This is a genomic window from Lentzea xerophila (assembly GCF_051094245.1).
GTDB lineage: Bacteria > Actinomycetota > Actinomycetes > Mycobacteriales > Pseudonocardiaceae > Lentzea > Lentzea xerophila.
This window is the reverse complement of record NZ_CP194934.1, coordinates 6,816,544-6,833,164: the sequence shown is the minus strand read 5'-3', so window position 1 is coordinate 6,833,164 and position 16,621 is coordinate 6,816,544. Positions and strand designations below refer to the sequence as shown.

Genomic DNA, 16,621 nt, shown 5'->3' with positions numbered 1-16,621 from the left:
CGCCGACGGCGTCCCAGACGGCCACCGCGTCACCGTTCGGCATGGTGAGGTTCAGCCGGCTCCAGTGACTGCCCGGCGACCCGTCGACCGGCCCCACTGGCGTTCCAGCCAGGACTGGCCGGTCGGGGCGATGGGCACGGTCCGCGCCGCGGCCAGGCGTGATCCACGCGGAGACGGAGTACTCCGCCAGGGACTCGAACCCCGGACCCGCTGATCCGGCACGTTAAGCACGACGGAGGCCGTCACCGCTCAGCACAACGGCTGAACGAACGGCGCCGCAGCGGTTTTCCGCTGCGGCGCCGGTCACTGAGCGAACGTCCCGATCAGTCGGGCCGGCCGACCTGGGTGTTGGACAGGTCGAGACCGATCGCGAAGTCCGCGCTGTAGCCGGCCCCGGTGCTGGTTGGGTTCAGCAGCATCTGGGCACCACCTCTCAGGTAGATGGAGTCCCTGTTGTTGGTGGTGTCCGCGGGGCCTTTGCGCGCGTACGGCTGGGTCCGGAGGTAGGCCGCGCCGAACGCGGTTGTGAAGTACAGCTGGGACGTGAACTCGTACGGACGGCCGTTGGTGCCGATCGTCCGGATCTTGATGTGGATGTGGAGTGTCCTGCCGGTGTACCAGCCGGGCAGGATGGTGATGAACTGGGCCTTCCCATCCGTATTGGTGTTCTGGTAGCCGCGCAGGAAACGGCGGCCGGAACTTCCCTGTGACGGGATGTCCGAGTAAAGCCCGAACGCGTCGCACTGCCAGATGTCCACTATGGCGTTGGGTAGCGGGGTGCACTGTCCTGGGCGGACCGCCTGGACGGTGAAGTTGAGCGTCAGCGCCGTTCCGGCCGACGGCTGACCGGTGGCCGGGTCGGTTCGGATGTCGGACCGGTTGAGCATCCTGTCGACGAAGTAAGGACCTTCCATCTGCTCCGGCTTGACCACGCAGTTCAGCGCCGGTGCGCAGACCTCGGGGCCGCCGGCGGTTTGGGTGGCGCCGGCCGCGGGAGATCCCGCGACCGTGAGCGTCGCGCCTGCGGCGCCGAGCAGAATCAGCGCCTGCCGCCGGCCGAGTACACGGCCTACCGGCTCATCGTCGTCGTGCATGGAGTTCCTTTCGGGCATACCGTTCGCTGTGCGTGGTGGGAACGGAATGCACGTGGTGAGTGGCTGCAGGGGAACCTCGCACAAAGGAACTGTCCAAGACCGCCAGATTCGCTGTCGAGAAGATTCACCCGTCTGCTGCCATCACGAATCACTATTCGTGGAACTGATGGGCCGATTACCGGAACCCGTAAGCGTTGCGCATGAGGCAATTCACGTGGTCCGGGCCGTTCCCAGTTCTTGTCTTCATCACGCTATTACCTCCGGACGGCGGCACGGCGACTGTCGCGGGGTCCGGCGTGGTCGCGGGACACCCGCGGGTTGCGCGCGCAGATCGGCGTCTCCGGGCAGTACGCGGCTGTCGACGAGTAGCTGACCGGGTTCGCGAACCTGGACCTGGTCGGACGCCTCTACCACCTCGGCAGCCGGCGGTGCAGTTCCACCGCGTCGGGCGTGCGGGCCCCGGACCGCGCACCCACGCCATCGGCCCTGGAGGACGTTGGCGGTGCCCTCCCGGTTGGGGTGGATGAGCACGACCCCGCGCACATCAGGTCGAGCTTCCTCCTGAGGTGCGACCCAAGCCGCTCGTGTGGACCGAGGCTCGACTGCGGGACCGTCCTGGAGCTGTTCGCTCACCGGTCCAGGCAGCGGCGCGAACGAGAGGCAGCCGGAGACGCGTGGGTCGATCTCGGCCTCATGTTCACCGAGCTGGACGGCTCACCCCTGCACCCCGCCGCGACCTTCGCGCTTGCCTCGGGAGCGAACATGAAGGTCGTGCCCAGCATGCTGCGGCACTCCTCACCATCACCGCGGACACCAACGCCGGCGTGCTGCCGCAGGTCGCCCGCGAGACAACGTCCGGCGATCGAAGATCATCCGCGTCTCGGGCTCATCTCGGGCGCACCAACCATGATCCACAGCGCAGAAAGGAACGATTCGGATGAGCACCCGAAAAGCAAAGAAACAGGTAGAGACGAATCTCTACCTGCTTCTCCGGAGTACGCCGCCAGGGACTCGAACCCCGACCCGCTGATCAAGAGTCCTCGGGTTGCCCTCGACGGTGGTGTCGGGTGATGTCGGTGAGTGCCGTTTCTGCACGTAAGAGTCAGAATGCATCGGGTACTCCTGTCGCGTCGTGTCACCCCGAGTCGTTGCAGGTCGGGGATCTCGGGCGCGGCTCGGGCCCCGCGGGCACCGCTTCCGGGGTCGTTCACGATGTCGAGCGGGCGGTCACGGTGATCATGGCCGCGGTGGTCGGCCTGACGTTCCTGTTCGGCTTCGGCAACGTGCTCAGCCTCGCTCTGCGGCTTGGTGTTCCTGTCTGGGTCGCTCCGCTGACCGCGCCGGCCGCCGACTTGTCGATCCTGGGCTCGCTGCTCGCGACGAGGTACCCCGCGCTGCACGGCGCGCCCGAGGAGGGGACTGCGGCCACTACGACGGTTCACGCTCTTCGTGAGCGTCGTGACGTTGGCGCTCAACATCGCGGAGCCGCTGCTGTCTGGTGACTACGGGAAGGCGGCGATCGACGCGGCCGAGCCGGTGTTGCTGATCGGCTGGGCGGAGGTGGGCCGGGCATGCTGCAGTCGGTCGCGCAAGTCGCTCGCACGGCAGGAGCTGAGGCCGATGTCCCGCGCTCGATGTGTTGGACGTGAAGGAGGACGCGGCCGAGCGAGGACACGAAGTGCTTGGTCTCGCCCGGCTGGCTGACGCTCGGCACTGGGCAGTGCACAAGCGGCCGATCGCGGCGGACACGCTGCGCACGGAACTCAAGATCAGCATGGAACGCGCTCGAGAGTTGGTCACCGTGCTTCGGGCTGAGCTCGCCGGCGCAGGTTCATCCAAGGTCACCGTGTGCACCGGGCGCCCGAGCCTTTCGGCCTTCTACCTGAAGGTGTTGGAGGGGACCTTTCGGCGATAGGTACACCCACGTCGTCGCCTGTCAGGACAACCTCCTGGAGCGGGCCGCATACGAGGACGTGGGGGTACCTGCGTCACCGACGTCCATGCCGGCTTCGCGCTCGATGTTCGAGTGGTCGAGTCGTGAGGTTGGCAAGGCCGGTTCCGCTTACTGGCCGGCGTTCACGCCTCCGCATCGGTACCGCTCCTCTCGTGTCCGGCTGCCCTGCCCGATTTCCGCGAAGCGCGTTGGGAGGCGCGGTAAGCCGGGCCACGGAGCTGGTTGAGCCAGCCGTGTGGCTGGAAGCGGTCGAGCCGGTGAGTGGTGACGTCGAAGCGAGGGTCGTGGTCGTCAAGGCAAGGGCCGGTGACACGCAGGGTGGCGACTTGCTGCCAAGGTCCGGTCAGCTCAGCCACCATGATCCGGAAATCCAGCGGCGCGGCGGCGACCGCGCCGGGCAGCTCGGCCAGATCGGCCCCGATGTGGCGGGCGGGGTCAGCGCAGACGGCGGCCACCAGGCGACGCCGGGCACCGACCAGGTAGGGCAGCAGTGACGTGTAGGTCGTCGCGAAATCGGCGCGGGGCGTCAGGAGGTGGCGGAGGCCGGGTCGGCTGCCGGTCGTGGCCAGCGCTAGGTCCAAGGGGATGCCTTCGCCGCCGGCGTCGTCGATCCGGATGGCCAGACCGAGCACATCTGGAAGTCCACAAGGTGTCGAGGTCGCCTTGGACAGGCGCACCAGTGCCGAGTGGTCGCCCGGTTCGTCCAGCAGCGGCACCCCGTGGCGCTGGGTCTCGGTGACGGTGAACGCGGCACGGAACACGACGCCTCGCGGATGGAACAGCCGGTTGCCTCGCATGGTGGCGCCCAGCCCCACCAGCTTGGCGACAGCGCGTGCTAGACCGGTCACACGAACTCCTTCCGTCGGACAGCACCAGGTTTCCCAACAGGATGAGCCGAACCGCATCGCAAGTCGGCGGCCGAGCGCGCCGGCGACTCAGTCCTCCCGCATGGCTTTCGGCGTACCCGGTGCGTGGAAGCCGAACCTCGCGACGGATCCGTCCGCGGTGCACCGTCGCTGTTCCGGCCGCTCGTTCTGCTGCTCCTCCCGTACGCGCACCTCGGTCTCCTCACCTTTCTCACGGCCGCCCTCGGCGGGTTCCTCCGGGTGTTCGGTGCGTCCCCGATCCACGGTCATACCGACGGGTGCCCCGCGACGGCTCGTTCATCCGGAGGAATACGGCGGAATGAACGCCTGGGCGGTGGGGTAGTCCGCCTTACACGGCAGGCGAACCCGACGCCCGGCCGATCTTAAGGAGAGTCGATGGCAAAGACGGTGGCTCATAGGCAGCCCGTCCAGACCGCGGCCATGGTGGTGGCGGTGGTGTTCCTGGTGGTGGGGATCGCCGGTTTCATTCCAGGCCTGACGACGAACTACGACGGCATGACCTTCGCCGGCCACGAGTCGACGGCCATGTTGCTCGGAGTGTTCCACGTGTCGATCCTCCACAACATCGTGCACCTGCTGTTCGGCATCGTCGGCTTGATGATGGCGCGCACAGTGGCGGGCGCGAGCGCGTTCCTCATCGGCGGCGGAGTGGTCTACGCGGTCCTGTGGCTTTACGGCCTGCTGGTCGACCACGACAGCGCCGCGAACTTCGTACCGCTGAACGCTGCGGACAACTGGCTTCACCTGTTCTTGGCCGTCGTGATGACAGGCCTTGGGGTGGCACTGCGACGTGCTCAGCGGCGAGCGACGACGGCGTGACAGGGTGTCAGCGCGGAACCTGCGAATGACGAGCTCAAGCGTACGCGCCAGCAGGAGGCCGCCAGAGTCACGGCGACGCTCGCTCTCCGGTACAGCACGGGCCGTTCGGTCCGGTGTGGCCGGTCGCCCCTCACCGACCGCTGTCCGCCCGTCAGCCGGATGTGGCGGGGAAGACCGTGCAGACCTTCCTTCCCCACCCCGACTTCCGTGAGACGGCCACGGTCTTGGACCCGCTGCGGCTCGGCAAGCAGCGGGTAGAGGCGATCCAGGTGCTCCGGGCGCTCACGGTGTTCGGGTACGGGTGGCGTCATCACCCGGCGGCGGCGATGTGGGCGGGCTACGAGGAGGCGCTCGTCCGTTACGGACTGGAGATCTGTGCGGTCTGGAGTGCGAGGGGCCGGAAGGACACCTGCCGGTCCACCCTGCGGCAGGACCTCCGGCAGGCGACAGGACTCGAACTCGTACACACCCAGCTCGAGCTGGCCGATGCGGGTGATCTTCCACCGTGGCTCGGTGACCGCGACTTCCACCGCAGTCACCAGTCTGCGCTCGTGCGCAAGGCCCCCGAGCACTACCGCCCACACTTCCCGGATGTGCCCGATGATCTGCCCTACGTCTGGCCGTCCTCGGATCGTCCACGCAGAGAACCGATCGTCTGGGTCCGCTGACTGCGGTACCCCAAGTCTTAGGCGAGTCCCACTTCGCGTGAACTCTCGAGTTGCGCGGGACCCGAACGTCACCGTTCGGGGTCGACCACTGGCAGGTTCACGAAGCCGCACTCGATCCTTCCTGTTTTTCTCTCGATTCGCCGGGTAATCCGTGGGAGATGGTGTACCGCCCACCCCGGCAGAAGGAGCCCGACGACCATGAGCACGATTACCGAGTCCGTGGACGTGGACGTGGACGTGACGACGGCCTACAACCAGTGGACCCAGTTCGAGTCCTTCCCGAAATTCATGGAAGGTGTCGAAGAAATCCGGCAGCTCGACGACACCCACGTCCATTGGAAGATCAAGGTTGCGGGTACGACACGCGAGTTCGACGCCAGGATCACCGAGCAGAACCCCGACGAGCGCATCGCCTGGCGATCGGAGGACGGGCCTCAGCACGCCGGGGTCATCACCTTCCACCGCTTGGACGACACCCGCACCCGGGTCACGGCGCAGATGGACATCGACCCCAGCGGGTTCGCCGAGAACGTCGCCGACAAGTTCGGTTTGCTGGACCAGCGCGTCAAAGGTGACATGAACAGGTTCAAGGAGTTCATCGAGTCACGCGGTGGTCACGAGACCGGCGCGTGGCGCGGAGAGGTCGACCGCCCCGGCTCCTGAAAGTCTCCGACCGGCCGCCGGGCCACAGGCGGCCGGCTGTGGGGTGCGTTTGGTACGCCTTCACTGCCCGGTCTTCGACGGTCGAACCCGCAGCAGAAACCCAACGGGATGACGGCCGGGATCACCGCGGCCGGCCCGTGGCGGGATGTTGGACAGCAAGTAGAGCGCCACCGCGGCGCCGACGAACTCGGCGGGGTCGGTGCCGTGGTGGCCAGCCCGGCCTGCACCCAGAAGCAGGCCGGTGACCGGGCGGGAGTAGTGCCCGAGGCATGGGCGGGGCAGGTTCTGCCGACACCTGCACGATCCCGGAGGCGCAGGGTCCGGCTTGTGCGCGCGGGCTCGATGACCTGTCGGTGCACGAGGTCGCGATGGACACCGGCGACAGCAAGATCGCGTACATCGCGTACGACGCGGGCGGGTTCCGCGTGGTCGAGTACGGCAGGAATCGACTCGGCGTGGGTGCGCAACTGCCAGAACCAACATGACCGGTTCACGGGCCTCCTCGATCGTCCGGTCGCCCAGGACACTCGCGAACGCCGTTATCGCCGCGATGAACCGCGTGGTTGAAGGTGAGAGGCCATCTCGTCTGCGCAGGGCGGCGAGCCGGGTGGAGACGTTCGCCTCGGTGTAGCGCTCGTCGATCGTCAGGCACAGGACGTGCAGCTCGACCCGTTGGGCGAGCTCCGGGTCGACCGGCGCGACCGCGGCGGCGGCGCGGTCCAGGATGTGCAGCGCTTCGCCGTACCGTTCCTGTTAGCCGAGTTCTTGTGCCAGCACCATGGCGATGTGCGCCTCGGTCGCCGGGTCTGCGGCGCGCCGGTGAGCCTCTCCGAGGTGGTCGACCGCCGCTCGGGAGTCGACCTGCATTTCGGTCATGCCCAGCTGAAGGAGCAGCTGGACGTGCGTCGCCTCTGGCAACTGGTGGCGCAGCGCTCGCTGCAGATAGCTCACCGCGATCTCCGGTGCGTCGCGTGTCACCGCGCAGCGGGCGGCTTCGGCGAGCACGTCGATCACCCACCCCGTCGGCGAGAGCGGGACTGCGCAGGACATGGGAGGCGACCTGTTCCGCGGGCGCCCGTCTTCGGTGCCGGAACTGAGCGGCACGGGCGTGCACCCTCTCGTGATCAACGGCACCGGGGTCCTGTTCGACGGCGGACCGGACGATGGAGTGAGCGAAGGCCAGCTGCGGTCCGGGGCGGAAGACGCCGATCCGCACCAACACGTCCGCGCCCGCGACCACTTCGGACAGTTCCAGTCCGGATGCCGCGGCGGCCAGTTCGGGTTCTGCCTGACCGAGTGCGGCGACCACACCGGCCAACGGCACGAGAGACACCCCTTGTTCGCGCAGCCGCGTGAGCACCGCCGTCGCGACCTCCCTGGGCCCGAAGGAGCGCACCTCCGCTGTCGCAGCGCCGGTCGGCGAGATGTCCAGTGCCACAAGCTCGCGGACCAACTCGTTCAACAGGAAGGGATTGCCTCCCGTCGCCGTCCGGCAGGCCGCGACGAACTCCTCGCTGACCTCGCCGGAGAACGTGTCGCCGATCAGTCGCGCGCAGTCGCCCGGGCCGAGGCCGCGCAGCGACATGCGCCGCAGCGCAGTGGTCACCTCGGCCAGCAGCTCCGGATGAGCCGACTCGGTGCCCGCGCACCGCGTCATCACCATCGTGACCCGGACAGAACCGGGCCGCCGCAACAGATACGCCAGCCAGCGCAGCGACGGCGCGTCGGCCTGCTCGACGTCGTCCACGGCGACGAGCACCGGCTGACCCCCAGAAAGTGCGGCCACCAGCCGGTACAGCGCGTGCAGTGCCGCGTACGTGTCCAGTGACTGTCCGGCACGTTCCTCGCCGAGCGCGGTCAGGTTCAGCACCTGGGATGCGAGCGCGGCGGATCCGGCGAGCAACTCGTCGCGCCGTGCAGGTGGCAAGGACAACAGCGGCGGTTCGAGAAGCTGGCTCGCCACGCCGAAGGCGAAGGTGCGCTCCGCCGCGGAAGCACGCGCGATGAGAACGTGGAAACCGTCGCGCCGCGCCAGATCGCAGAGCTCGACGAGCAACCGCGATTTCCCGATGCCCGCCGGCCCCTCCACCAGCACCGCGTCGCCGCCACCGGCTTCGACCGCCCGCAGCCCGGCGCAGAGTTCGCTCAGCTCCTGTTCCCTGCCGACCAGCGTCGTGCGACTCCGCCACGACGAACGCACCTTTCAGCCTCCCTGCTGGTGTGCACGCGGCACCGAGCTCAGTCGACCACTTCGACGACGTGCACCTGGTGATCGACGGGCCAGACTCTCCACAGTCCACCGGCGAACCAGACGGTCACCTCTTCGTCACCGCCGGACGTGGTCGAGGTGACTTTCCCGGCCGGTCCGATCGATCCGTGGACACGCACCCAGCCACCTGGGACCAGCAGGCGCGCTTCGACCGTGCCGGTGCCGCGTGTTCTCGACGCGGGCAGCAGCCGTGTGGTGACGAGGCGCCACAACGCCCAGCCGCACGGCGGCGCGGCCAGCACGATCAGCCCGGCGAGGACCGGGTTCGCCGGCACCAGCGCGATCGCGATCACCAGGCCGTGCAACAAGAAAACCAGCGCGCAAAAGGCCTCGGAACTGACCGCGTGCGTACCGAGCTGAAGCCAGCCCGTGGTGCGGACGAGTCCGTCGTCGAGCAGTCCCCGCGCAGAGGGTTTCTCCACGACCTCGGCCGGCTTCGGGTTGCCGAACAGGTCGACGTTCACGGCTTCATCCATCGCAGGTCCTCTCCCTTGCGCTGGCACGTGACGTCCTGTCCCTTGGCCGTGAGTCCGCGCGCCCCTTCAGGCGAACACGGCGCGCCCATCTCCACGCCTCGCTGGACATCGTCCGGTGGCTGCTGCTGGGGTGTCGTGGTGACCGTCGGCTGTGGCGGTACCTCGACCGGTGGCGCGGGCTGCGTCGTGGTCGTGCCGGACTCCGTTGTCTTCTCGCCGGCGGAGGACGGCGGTGGTGATGGTTGGCTGCTATCGGAAGCGCTGGGCGTGCTGGGCACGCACGTGCTCTCCCACACGCCGCGCCGGTGCTGCCGGGCCTCGGACTGGGCCGCGGTGAGGAGCGTGTCCGATCCGGAGTCCGGCACAGCCGCTCCGGCTGCCACGGCAGTCTCCGCGTAGTCCTGTCCGGCCGGCAGCTGCACCTTCACCAGCAGCCGTCCCTCCGGATCGCGTGCGCCGCCGCCGTCCACGAGGAGCCGGACCTGCTTGCCGTCGAGCGTGGTGCGCGCGAAGGCGAGCTCGTCATGCGCCCAGCAGGGCCCGGTCGACCGGATGCCCGTGACACGCACCCGGACAAGCTCGCTGGTTGTCGCGTCGAGACCGTTGAAGAGATCCACCGCGGACACCGCCTGCACGACGACCTGAGAATCACCGGGTCTCGGCGTGGCGCTCGGCGTGGACCGGACGACTTTCTGCTGTGTGGACGTCGTCGTGTCTGCTACTGCGAAACCTGTCACGACCAGGCTCAGCACCACGCTCGAACACGCGATGCCCACACGCCCGCCGGGTGTGCTCTGCCACCAGAAGCGCCGCAACGCTCCCGGATCGTTGAGTTGGGGCACTCTTTCTTCCTCAAACTGTCGATCAACGGTCCGGCGGCGACGCGTCGATCTTGGTGTGCTCGGCCGCTGGCAGTTTGGCAGCAAACCGCCTCAGCCCTCACCCGCCGATCGGATCAACTCGCTGCTCCAAGCGAACGACGATGCCTCGTCCGGGTGTGTGGGTTTTGAGCGCGTCGAGCGAAAGCTGCCGGACTTCACTGAGGCCGCCACTGCTGCAGGTGGCACCGTGGCCAGGGCCACTGTGCACCGGATGTGCATTCCGCGTTCACCATCTCGTAGTTCACTCGGCCTTCTGCCGGTTGCTTTCGTCCACACTTCAGAATCCATCTGGGATCGATGTCGGCAACGAGGTGAACGAATGACCGAGGGACTTGGAGCACTGCCTCGAACACGGCGGCGTCTGCAACGCCACCTGAGGCGTCGCCCAGATGCGCAACCTGGCCATGGCCACCTGACCGACCACTGGCGGCGGACAACGTCGTCATCACCCCTGGGCCGGTGAAGCATCGCATCGGCATTGCGCTGCGCGCCGTGGGCAGGCGGGCGTCGCCGCGAGGCAGGCATTCGGGGCTCGTTGAAGCCGGTCTGACCAAGGCCGGCTCAGTATCGGTTGGCGCCATTCGTAGTGCTTGACGGTTGCGCGAAGTAATGTTATGGACGTGGTTGGCGCGGACGGAGCTGGACGGGTGAGGCCCGGGGTTCGTCAATCCGCATGCGTGTCCTCGGCGCCGTGACGGACGGGACGCTCATGGGCTCGACCTCGACAAACTTCTGGAGGTATTGGTCGAACGCGCCCGTCAGCTGCTCGCGGTCGACACCGCCACCGTCCTGCTGGTGGATCGCAGCGGGATGCAGCTCGTGGCCAAGGCGGCTTCCGGACTGGAGGAGGAGGTCTTCCAGGGGAAATTCCAATCGGAATGGACTCGATGACGACGATTGCACCTCTTCCTCCACTTCATGATCAGGTCTCGTGCGTCATCGCATCGTCACCTTCCTCGCTGTTGCCGCGGTCGTGTGCCTTGCCGCAGCCCCGGCGATGGCCGACCCCGTCGGTGCCGACCGGGGAGCCGTCTGTCGAGGCGTGCGACACCGGACTGCTCGGCACAGGACTGCTGGGCGATGACGGAGGCACTGCGATGTGGTCCCAGTTCTTTCGCAAGGGTTGGGGTTCGGCTGACAGGCGTCCGCTTCGTGCGGGTATGAGCCTGCGCGTTGCCGATGTGATACTCCGTAGTTGTGGATGTACGCAGCAGGAACCACGTGGTGGTCACCGGTCGACGCGACGGCCGCCCGATAATGTTCGCGCACGGCTTCGGCTGTGATCAGAACATGTGGCGGACGGTGGTCCCCGCGTTCGCGGACAGCCACATGATCGTGCTGTTCGACCACGTCGGAGCTGGGCGTTCGGACCTGACGGCGTGGCGGCCGGACCGGTACGCCACGCTGCGTGGATACGCCGCCGACGTCCTGGAGATCTGCGCCGACCTGGACCTGCGGGACGTGGTGTTCGTCGGGCATTCGGTGAGCGCGATGATCGGCGCGCTCGCTGTGCTCGAGGAACCGGAGCGGTTCTCGAGTCTTGTCATGGTGGGACCGTCGCCGCGGTACGTCGACGACGACGGCTACCGCGGCGGGTTCAGCGCAGCCGACATCGATGAGCTGCTGGACTCGCTCGACAGCAACTACCTCGGCTGGTCGGCCGCGATGGCTCCGGCGATCATGGGCAACCCGGACCGGCCGGAGCTCGGGAACGAGCTCGTGGAGAGCTTCTGCCGCACCGATCCCGACATCGCGCGGCACTTCGCACGTGTCACCTTCCTGTCCGACAACCGTGCCGACCTTCCGAACATCACCGTTCCGACCCTCGTGCTGCAGTGCCGCGACGATGTCATCGCCGCTCAGGAGGTGGGAGAGTTCGTGCACCGTGCGATCCCGGACAGCGAACTGATGGTCCTGGACGCGACGGGGCACTGCCCGCACCTGAGCGCGCCGGAGGCGACCGTCGCGGCGATCGACGGCTTTCTGGCGGCACAGTCGCAGAGGCCATGACGGTGACCGGCCACGACGATTCGGGGGAGGCGACCGCGTACTTCGACGCGTTTCCGGAGGACAGCGTCGAAGACCTCTACGACGACGCGCCGTGCGGCTACCTGTCGACCTTGGTGGACGGTCGGATCATTCGAGTCAACGCCACGCTGTCGAGCTGGTTGGGGTACAAACGCGAAGAACTCGTCGGAAGCAAGCACTTCACCGATCTGCTCACCGCGGGTGGAAAGCTCTATCACGAGACGCACTACGCCCCGATGCTGCGGATGCACGGCTGCGCGCGCGAAATCGCCTTCGACGTGGTCGCAGCGGACGGCCGGCGTCTGCCGGTACTCGTGACCGCGACGGTCAAGACGACGTCGGAGGGGCGTCCCGCGTTCGTCCGGGTCACGGTGTTCGACGCGCAGGAACGTCGTGCTTACGAACAAGAACTTCTTCGCGCACGCAGGGAGGCCGAGCGCGACCGGGAACGCCTGCAGCGACTGAACACGACACTGCAACGCACGTTGTTGCCACCGGTGCTGCCGAAGGTGCGGGGCCTGGACGTCGCAGCGGCCTACCACGCCGCTTCGCGCGACGAGATCGGCGGTGACTTCTACGATCTGTTCCCGATCGGGACCCAGCGGTGGGGGTTCTTCCTCGGTGACGTGTGCGGCAAGGGACCCGAGGCTGCGGTGCTGACGTCGCTCACCCGCTACACCATCCGCGCCGCCGCCGTCCACGACACCGACGTGCTCGGCGTGCTCACCACCTTGAACGAAGTGCTGTTGCAGGAGTACCAGCCGACCACGCGGTTCTGCACGGTTGTCTTCGGACTGCTCGAGCGTGAAGCAGACGGGTTCCGGATCATCCTCGCGAGCGGCGGGCACCCGCCCCCGCTGGTGATCCGCGCCACCGGAGAGGTCGAGCAGGTGCGGACGCCAGGAGGGCAACTCGTCGGCATCCTGCCGCGTGCGCGGTTCGTCGCCGCGACCACGGTTCTGGGCAAGGGCGATGTCCTGATGCTCTACACGGACGGTCTGACCGAGGCACGTCGCGCGGACGGGACACAGTTCGGTGAGGAACAGCTAATCGAAACCGTGGCGACGTCGACCGGCTCCGATGCGGCGACGGTCGTCGCCACAGCGACCGCGGTGGTCCGCGAGTGGAGCGACGGGCAGTCGGATGACATAGCCGTACTCGCTTTCGGGCCCCGTTGAGCGACCCGAATGGGTGAGGTTTCTGCCTACCTCTGACTGTGAGTTTCCGACGCCCCGCTTTTCACACTAAATAGTCATAAGCCTATCGGGCGTAACCGCTACTCCGTGTCAGTCGTTACAGGTCCGCACATGATGCGGAGGAGGCGGCTTTGAGATCGAGATCGGCTGTGATGGTCCCTCTGGTCCTGATGGCGTTGGTGGCCTCAGGCGTGCCGGCGGCAGCGGCTGCCGGCTCACTCACGATCACGACCGTGAACGGCCAAGGGGTGTGGGACGGTGTAGTCGACGGGCCGTTGTCCGGCCGCGTCGAGGTCGCGGGCAGGGCGTCGCTCGGCGGCGGCACGCCCCAGCCGCGTGGGTTGGTGGCCGACGCCGGTGACACACCGCTGGTCGCTCCTGGGGAGAAGGCGACGCTTCTCGGTTCCGGCTACGGCGGCGCGGCTCCGTACACGTTCCAGTGGGCCGCGGCCTCCGGGACCGTGGAGGGTGGTGACGCGCCGACCGCCCAGCTCGACACCACCGGCCTGCCCGAGGGTGACCACGAGGTGTCGCTGAAGGTCTCCGATTCGAACGGTGTCACCGCCACCGACACCGTCAAGGTCGCGATCCGGTCGACCAAGAGCCTCACGCTGCTCGACACGACTGCGGAGGATGTCACTCCTGGCGCGCTCAGCAGTGACTCGCTCGAGTTCCCCTTCGCAGCGCCGGTAGACCTCACCGATCTTCAGGTCACCGTGTCGTGGACGGCTGGCGTCAACGACTACGACCTCCGCCTGCTCGGTCCCGATGGCAGCCAGCGGGCCGGCAGCGGTGGCGGTGTGCCCGGAACGAGCGAGAGCACGGGCGTGGCAGGCCGGATCGACGCCGGCCAATGGACGGTCGTCGTCGACAAGTTCGCCTCCGTCGCCGACACGGTGACCGTGGTGGTGACCGGTGCGCAGCAGCGCGACCCGCGGCCCGCGGTGTCGGCGGGTGGTCCGTACATGTTCTCGATCGGTCAGGAGCAGCAGGTCCGCGCCACGGTCTCCGGTGGCACCCAACCGGTGACGACCGGATGGGACACCGACTCCGACGGCGTGCTGGACGTCCAGGGCGTTGAGCCGAAGCTCACGCTCCCCGAAGGGAGGCGCCTGGTCACGGTCAAGGCCGTCGACGGGGCAGGACTGGAGCGCAGGCAGACCACGTCGGTCGTCGTCGCCGACCCGGCACGGCTGCCGCAGCAGACCACCCCGATCACCGTCGTCGCGATCAACGACACCGGCATCAACCCCTACCACCTGGAGTTCTCCGCGGACACCTATCCCGATCCGGACGTGCTGGCGCTGACCAGGAACTTCACCCGGCACCCCGCCGAGTACATCCCCGGCTATCCGGCCGACGCCACGAGTCTCCCGATCACCCACGGCAAGGGATACCTTCCGGCCGAGGACAAGCCGCTGTGGGACGGCAACACCACGGTCAAACCGGGCAAGATGCACTGGATCCCCGGAACCAAGATCATCGGCGCGCTGGACGCGGGCGGCTCGACGGGGGTCACCTCCGGCGACGACCCGCATCCGATCCTCGACGACAACGGCCACGGCAGCGGCTCCGCGTCGGTCTCGGTCGGCAACCGCTACGGCTACTGCCCGACGTGTCTGCTCGTGGTGGTGGAAGCGCTGGACGAGGCGCCCGCCGCGGCGCTGCCATGGGTGGACGTCAGCTCCAACAGCTTCGGCTACGTCGGCGGTCTGCCCCTGGGCCCGGTCGTCGGGCCGAACCAGGAGACCAAGGCGGCGGCCGAGCGCGGGCAGACCACGCTGTTCGCCGCGGGCAACGGTGTCGGCAACGCCTTCGACGTGCCGGTCAGCACCTACGGCTCGGACCAGTCCGGCCCGGACTGGAACATCACGGTGGGCGCCCTGCGCCGGGACAACCAGCGCGCAGTCGTCGGCGACGGCATTCCCGTACACCTGTCGTCGTGGGGTGACGGCAACCTGCCGTCGGCGTGCCGCACCGGCACCGTCGGACAGTGCGCCTTCGGCGGCACATCCGCCGCGACCCCGTACACCGCGGGCGTTTTCGGCACCGTGCTGACCGAGGTTCGGCGCGCCGTCGGAGACGGCCAGGCCGGCCAGAAGCCGGGCCAGGTCGTCGCACAGGGCTTGCCCGTGGCGAACAGCGACCAGCTCTCCGACGGCAAACTGACCCGCGCGGAGTTGCGCGAGGCGGTGCTGAAGAACGCCTTCCCGCTCAACACCAAGAACGCGCCGTCGGCGTTCCCGTACCCGCTCACCGCGCCGTACGCGGGGGAGTCGAACGTCCTGTTCGAGGGCTACGGCGCGGCCACGCCGGAAAGCGCGCGGCGCGCGGTGGAGGTGCTGCTGGGCCGGTCCACCATGCCGGAGCGCTCGTTCGAGGACGAGTTCTTCGCGCTCGATCGAGCCGTGCGGGACTCGGTGTACGGCGGTTATGACCGCGACGGTGACGGCAAGTCCGACACGGCCGCGACCGGCACCGCGATCACCAAGGCCGAGGTGTCCACTGTGGAGGGCGCGTTGGCCGCGCTGCGGAAGGTGGCACCCTCGGCGCCCGTGCAGGCGTTGGGCAACGACAATCCGCTGACGTTCTTCCTGCACCGCAGGGACAACGTCGCGGAGCCGGGCCCGGCATGTGGCACCACCGACAACGAGCAGTACCTGGACGACGTGGATCGGCCCGGCGACCTGGAACCGTGTTTCGAGTCCAGGGTGACCAGCGTGGCCGCAGCCTACCGGCCGCTGGGAATCTTCCCGTCGACCGGTCCGTTGGCGGCACCGTTGCCGAAGGGTTCCAGGGTGGAGGTCGAACTGCACCTGGCGGGTGAGACCCCGTCCGCGATCCGGCCGACCGGTGTGCTGATGGCGACCGACCGCGAGATCGGCTCCGGCGTCGGACCGATCCAGCCGGTGGTGGGCAGCGGACCGGGCGGAGCGGTGTGCGCCGCACTTGGGGAGGCGTGCTGGACGAAGTACGTGTTCTCGTTCCAGACAACAAGGCATGCTTTCACCGGGGAACAGCTCACGGTCCAGGTCCAGTTGCTGGGTGCGCGATCGTGGGCGTTCGGCTTCGAAGGCGCGCACGCGTCGAAGATCCGTGTCAGCCCAGCCGCACTCCCGCCCACCGGTATGGAGTTCGGCGTGACGATCACCGAGCCCGCGGCAGGCTCGTCGGTGACCGAAGGGACGAAGGTGGTCGCCGGCGGCGGCTACGCCTTCCCCGCCCCGGACACCAATCCCACCGGCGCTGGTGACCATCCGGTCCAGCGGCGCGTCGAGATCTCGGTGGACGACCCGGACTTCAGCTCGCCGGTCACGGCGACGCTGGACGGCCAGTCGGGCACGTGGACCGCGCCGCTCGGCGCCCTGGCACCGGGCAAGCACACCGTGTACGCGCGGGCCGCGATGGACCGCACCGCGTCCGCGGTGGCTGTCAGCGAGTTCATCGTGACCGCCAGAGCGCGCGTGGAGTGGCAGGTCGTCGAGCGCAACCAGACACCTGCGCCGGACAGGTGGAATCGTGCGGAGGGCCTGACCGACTGGCGGTTCACGTTCGACACCTCCGCCTACGGCCGAGGAAGCCGGACGATCGTCGCCCGCCTCGTCGACAGCGATCTCGAGGTGGCGAGGAATTCGGTGCGGGCGCAGTTCCGCTGAGCAGTTCCGCGGCGGGCGGGCGTACCAACG

At 68.1% G+C, this 16,621-nt stretch carries 17 protein-coding genes and 1 pseudogene; 11 read left to right on the top strand and 7 right to left on the bottom strand.

Annotation, left to right across the window (positions count from 1 at the left end; translation table 11 throughout):
* Window positions 1-323 precede the first annotated feature (323 nt).
* Window positions 324-1,094: a twin-arginine translocation pathway signal protein gene (locus tag ACRSBM_RS32455; RefSeq protein WP_434449260.1), complete on the bottom strand. Its 771-nt coding sequence runs from the start codon at window positions 1,092-1,094 to the stop codon at window positions 324-326.
* Window positions 1,095-2,164: 1,070 nt separating this feature from the next.
* Between ACRSBM_RS32455 and ACRSBM_RS32450 the strand changes: the two genes are divergently transcribed.
* Window positions 2,165-2,596 carry a hypothetical protein gene (locus ACRSBM_RS32450; RefSeq protein ID WP_434449259.1) on the top strand — a complete coding sequence of 144 codons (432 nt, stop codon included), beginning with the start codon at window positions 2,165-2,167 and terminating at the stop codon, window positions 2,594-2,596.
* Window positions 2,597-2,739: 143 nt separating this feature from the next.
* Entirely contained in the window at window positions 2,740-3,009 is a 270-nt protein-coding gene (locus ACRSBM_RS32445) for a hypothetical protein (protein WP_434449257.1), read from the top strand.
* A gap of 161 nt (window positions 3,010-3,170) precedes the next feature.
* On the opposite strand, the gene ACRSBM_RS32440 is transcribed toward ACRSBM_RS32445, so the two are convergent.
* On the bottom strand, window positions 3,171-3,896 hold the full coding sequence (locus ACRSBM_RS32440; protein WP_434449254.1) for a hypothetical protein: 726 nt from the start codon (window positions 3,894-3,896) through the stop codon (window positions 3,171-3,173).
* 87 nt (window positions 3,897-3,983) lie between these two features.
* A complete protein-coding gene (locus ACRSBM_RS32435; RefSeq protein WP_434449253.1) occupies window positions 3,984-4,184 on the bottom strand; it encodes a hypothetical protein in 201 nt (66 codons plus the stop codon).
* A 126-nt stretch (window positions 4,185-4,310) separates the two neighbouring features.
* Between ACRSBM_RS32435 and ACRSBM_RS32430 the strand changes: the two genes are divergently transcribed.
* From ACRSBM_RS32430 to ACRSBM_RS32415, 4 genes are all read left to right on the top strand, one after another.
* A complete protein-coding gene (locus ACRSBM_RS32430; RefSeq protein WP_434449250.1) occupies window positions 4,311-4,754 on the top strand; it encodes a DUF4383 domain-containing protein in 444 nt (147 codons plus the stop codon).
* Between the two features lie 176 nt (window positions 4,755-4,930).
* Window positions 4,931-5,422 (top strand): MSMEG_6728 family protein, encoded by a 492-nt coding sequence (locus ACRSBM_RS32425; protein ID WP_434449248.1) that lies wholly within the window; start codon window positions 4,931-4,933, stop codon window positions 5,420-5,422.
* Window positions 5,423-5,620: 198 nt separating this feature from the next.
* Window positions 5,621-6,085 (top strand): SRPBCC family protein, encoded by a 465-nt coding sequence (locus ACRSBM_RS32420; protein WP_434449245.1) that lies wholly within the window; start codon window positions 5,621-5,623, stop codon window positions 6,083-6,085.
* Window positions 6,086-6,354: 269 nt separating this feature from the next.
* On the top strand, window positions 6,355-6,570 hold the full coding sequence (locus tag ACRSBM_RS32415; RefSeq protein WP_434449243.1) for a hypothetical protein: 216 nt from the start codon (window positions 6,355-6,357) through the stop codon (window positions 6,568-6,570).
* 268 nt (window positions 6,571-6,838) lie between these two features.
* Here the strand turns inward: ACRSBM_RS32415 and ACRSBM_RS32410 are convergent, their stop codons facing one another.
* Window positions 6,839-7,099 (bottom strand): hypothetical protein, encoded by a 261-nt coding sequence (locus ACRSBM_RS32410; RefSeq protein ID WP_434453544.1) that lies wholly within the window; start codon window positions 7,097-7,099, stop codon window positions 6,839-6,841.
* A 34-nt stretch (window positions 7,100-7,133) separates the two neighbouring features.
* Here ACRSBM_RS32410 and ACRSBM_RS32405 point away from each other — a divergent pair, with 34 nt between their 5' ends.
* Entirely contained in the window at window positions 7,134-7,913 is a 780-nt protein-coding gene (locus ACRSBM_RS32405) for a hypothetical protein (protein WP_434453542.1), read from the top strand.
* On the opposite strand, the pseudogene ACRSBM_RS32400 reads toward ACRSBM_RS32405, so the two are convergent.
* The 3 genes and pseudogenes from ACRSBM_RS32400 to ACRSBM_RS32390 all read right to left on the bottom strand — a co-directional run.
* A pseudogene (locus ACRSBM_RS32400) lies at window positions 7,812-8,285 on the bottom strand (ATP-binding protein); the annotation flags it as partial. The gene ACRSBM_RS32405 and the pseudogene ACRSBM_RS32400 sit on opposite strands and share 102 nt — an antisense overlap.
* A gap of 38 nt (window positions 8,286-8,323) precedes the next feature.
* Entirely contained in the window at window positions 8,324-8,830 is a 507-nt protein-coding gene (locus tag ACRSBM_RS32395) for a hypothetical protein (protein WP_434449240.1), read from the bottom strand.
* Window positions 8,815-9,672: a thermonuclease family protein gene (locus tag ACRSBM_RS32390; protein WP_434449238.1), complete on the bottom strand. Its 858-nt coding sequence runs from the start codon at window positions 9,670-9,672 to the stop codon at window positions 8,815-8,817. The genes ACRSBM_RS32395 and ACRSBM_RS32390 overlap by 16 nt, the downstream gene beginning before the upstream one ends.
* A 780-nt stretch (window positions 9,673-10,452) precedes the next feature.
* Here ACRSBM_RS32390 and ACRSBM_RS32385 point away from each other — a divergent pair.
* The 4 genes from ACRSBM_RS32385 (at window position 10,453) to ACRSBM_RS32370 (ending at window position 16,591) form a co-directional block, all read left to right on the top strand.
* Window positions 10,453-10,602, top strand: a complete 150-nt coding sequence (locus ACRSBM_RS32385) for a hypothetical protein (protein ID WP_434449236.1) — start codon at window positions 10,453-10,455, stop codon at window positions 10,600-10,602.
* Window positions 10,603-10,968: 366 nt separating this feature from the next.
* The gene (locus ACRSBM_RS32380; protein WP_434453305.1) at window positions 10,969-11,721 is read left to right on the top strand and encodes an alpha/beta fold hydrolase; all 753 of its coding nucleotides are present in this window, start codon (window positions 10,969-10,971) and stop codon (window positions 11,719-11,721) included.
* Complete coding sequence (locus ACRSBM_RS32375) at window positions 11,718-12,917, top strand: SpoIIE family protein phosphatase (RefSeq protein WP_434449234.1); 1,200 nt, start codon at window positions 11,718-11,720, stop codon at window positions 12,915-12,917. The genes ACRSBM_RS32380 and ACRSBM_RS32375 overlap by 4 nt, the downstream gene beginning before the upstream one ends.
* 170 nt (window positions 12,918-13,087) lie before the next feature.
* Window positions 13,088-16,591 carry a S8 family serine peptidase gene (locus ACRSBM_RS32370; RefSeq protein ID WP_434449231.1) on the top strand — a complete coding sequence of 1,168 codons (3,504 nt, stop codon included), beginning with the start codon at window positions 13,088-13,090 and terminating at the stop codon, window positions 16,589-16,591.
* Window positions 16,592-16,621: the final 30 nt, after the last annotated feature.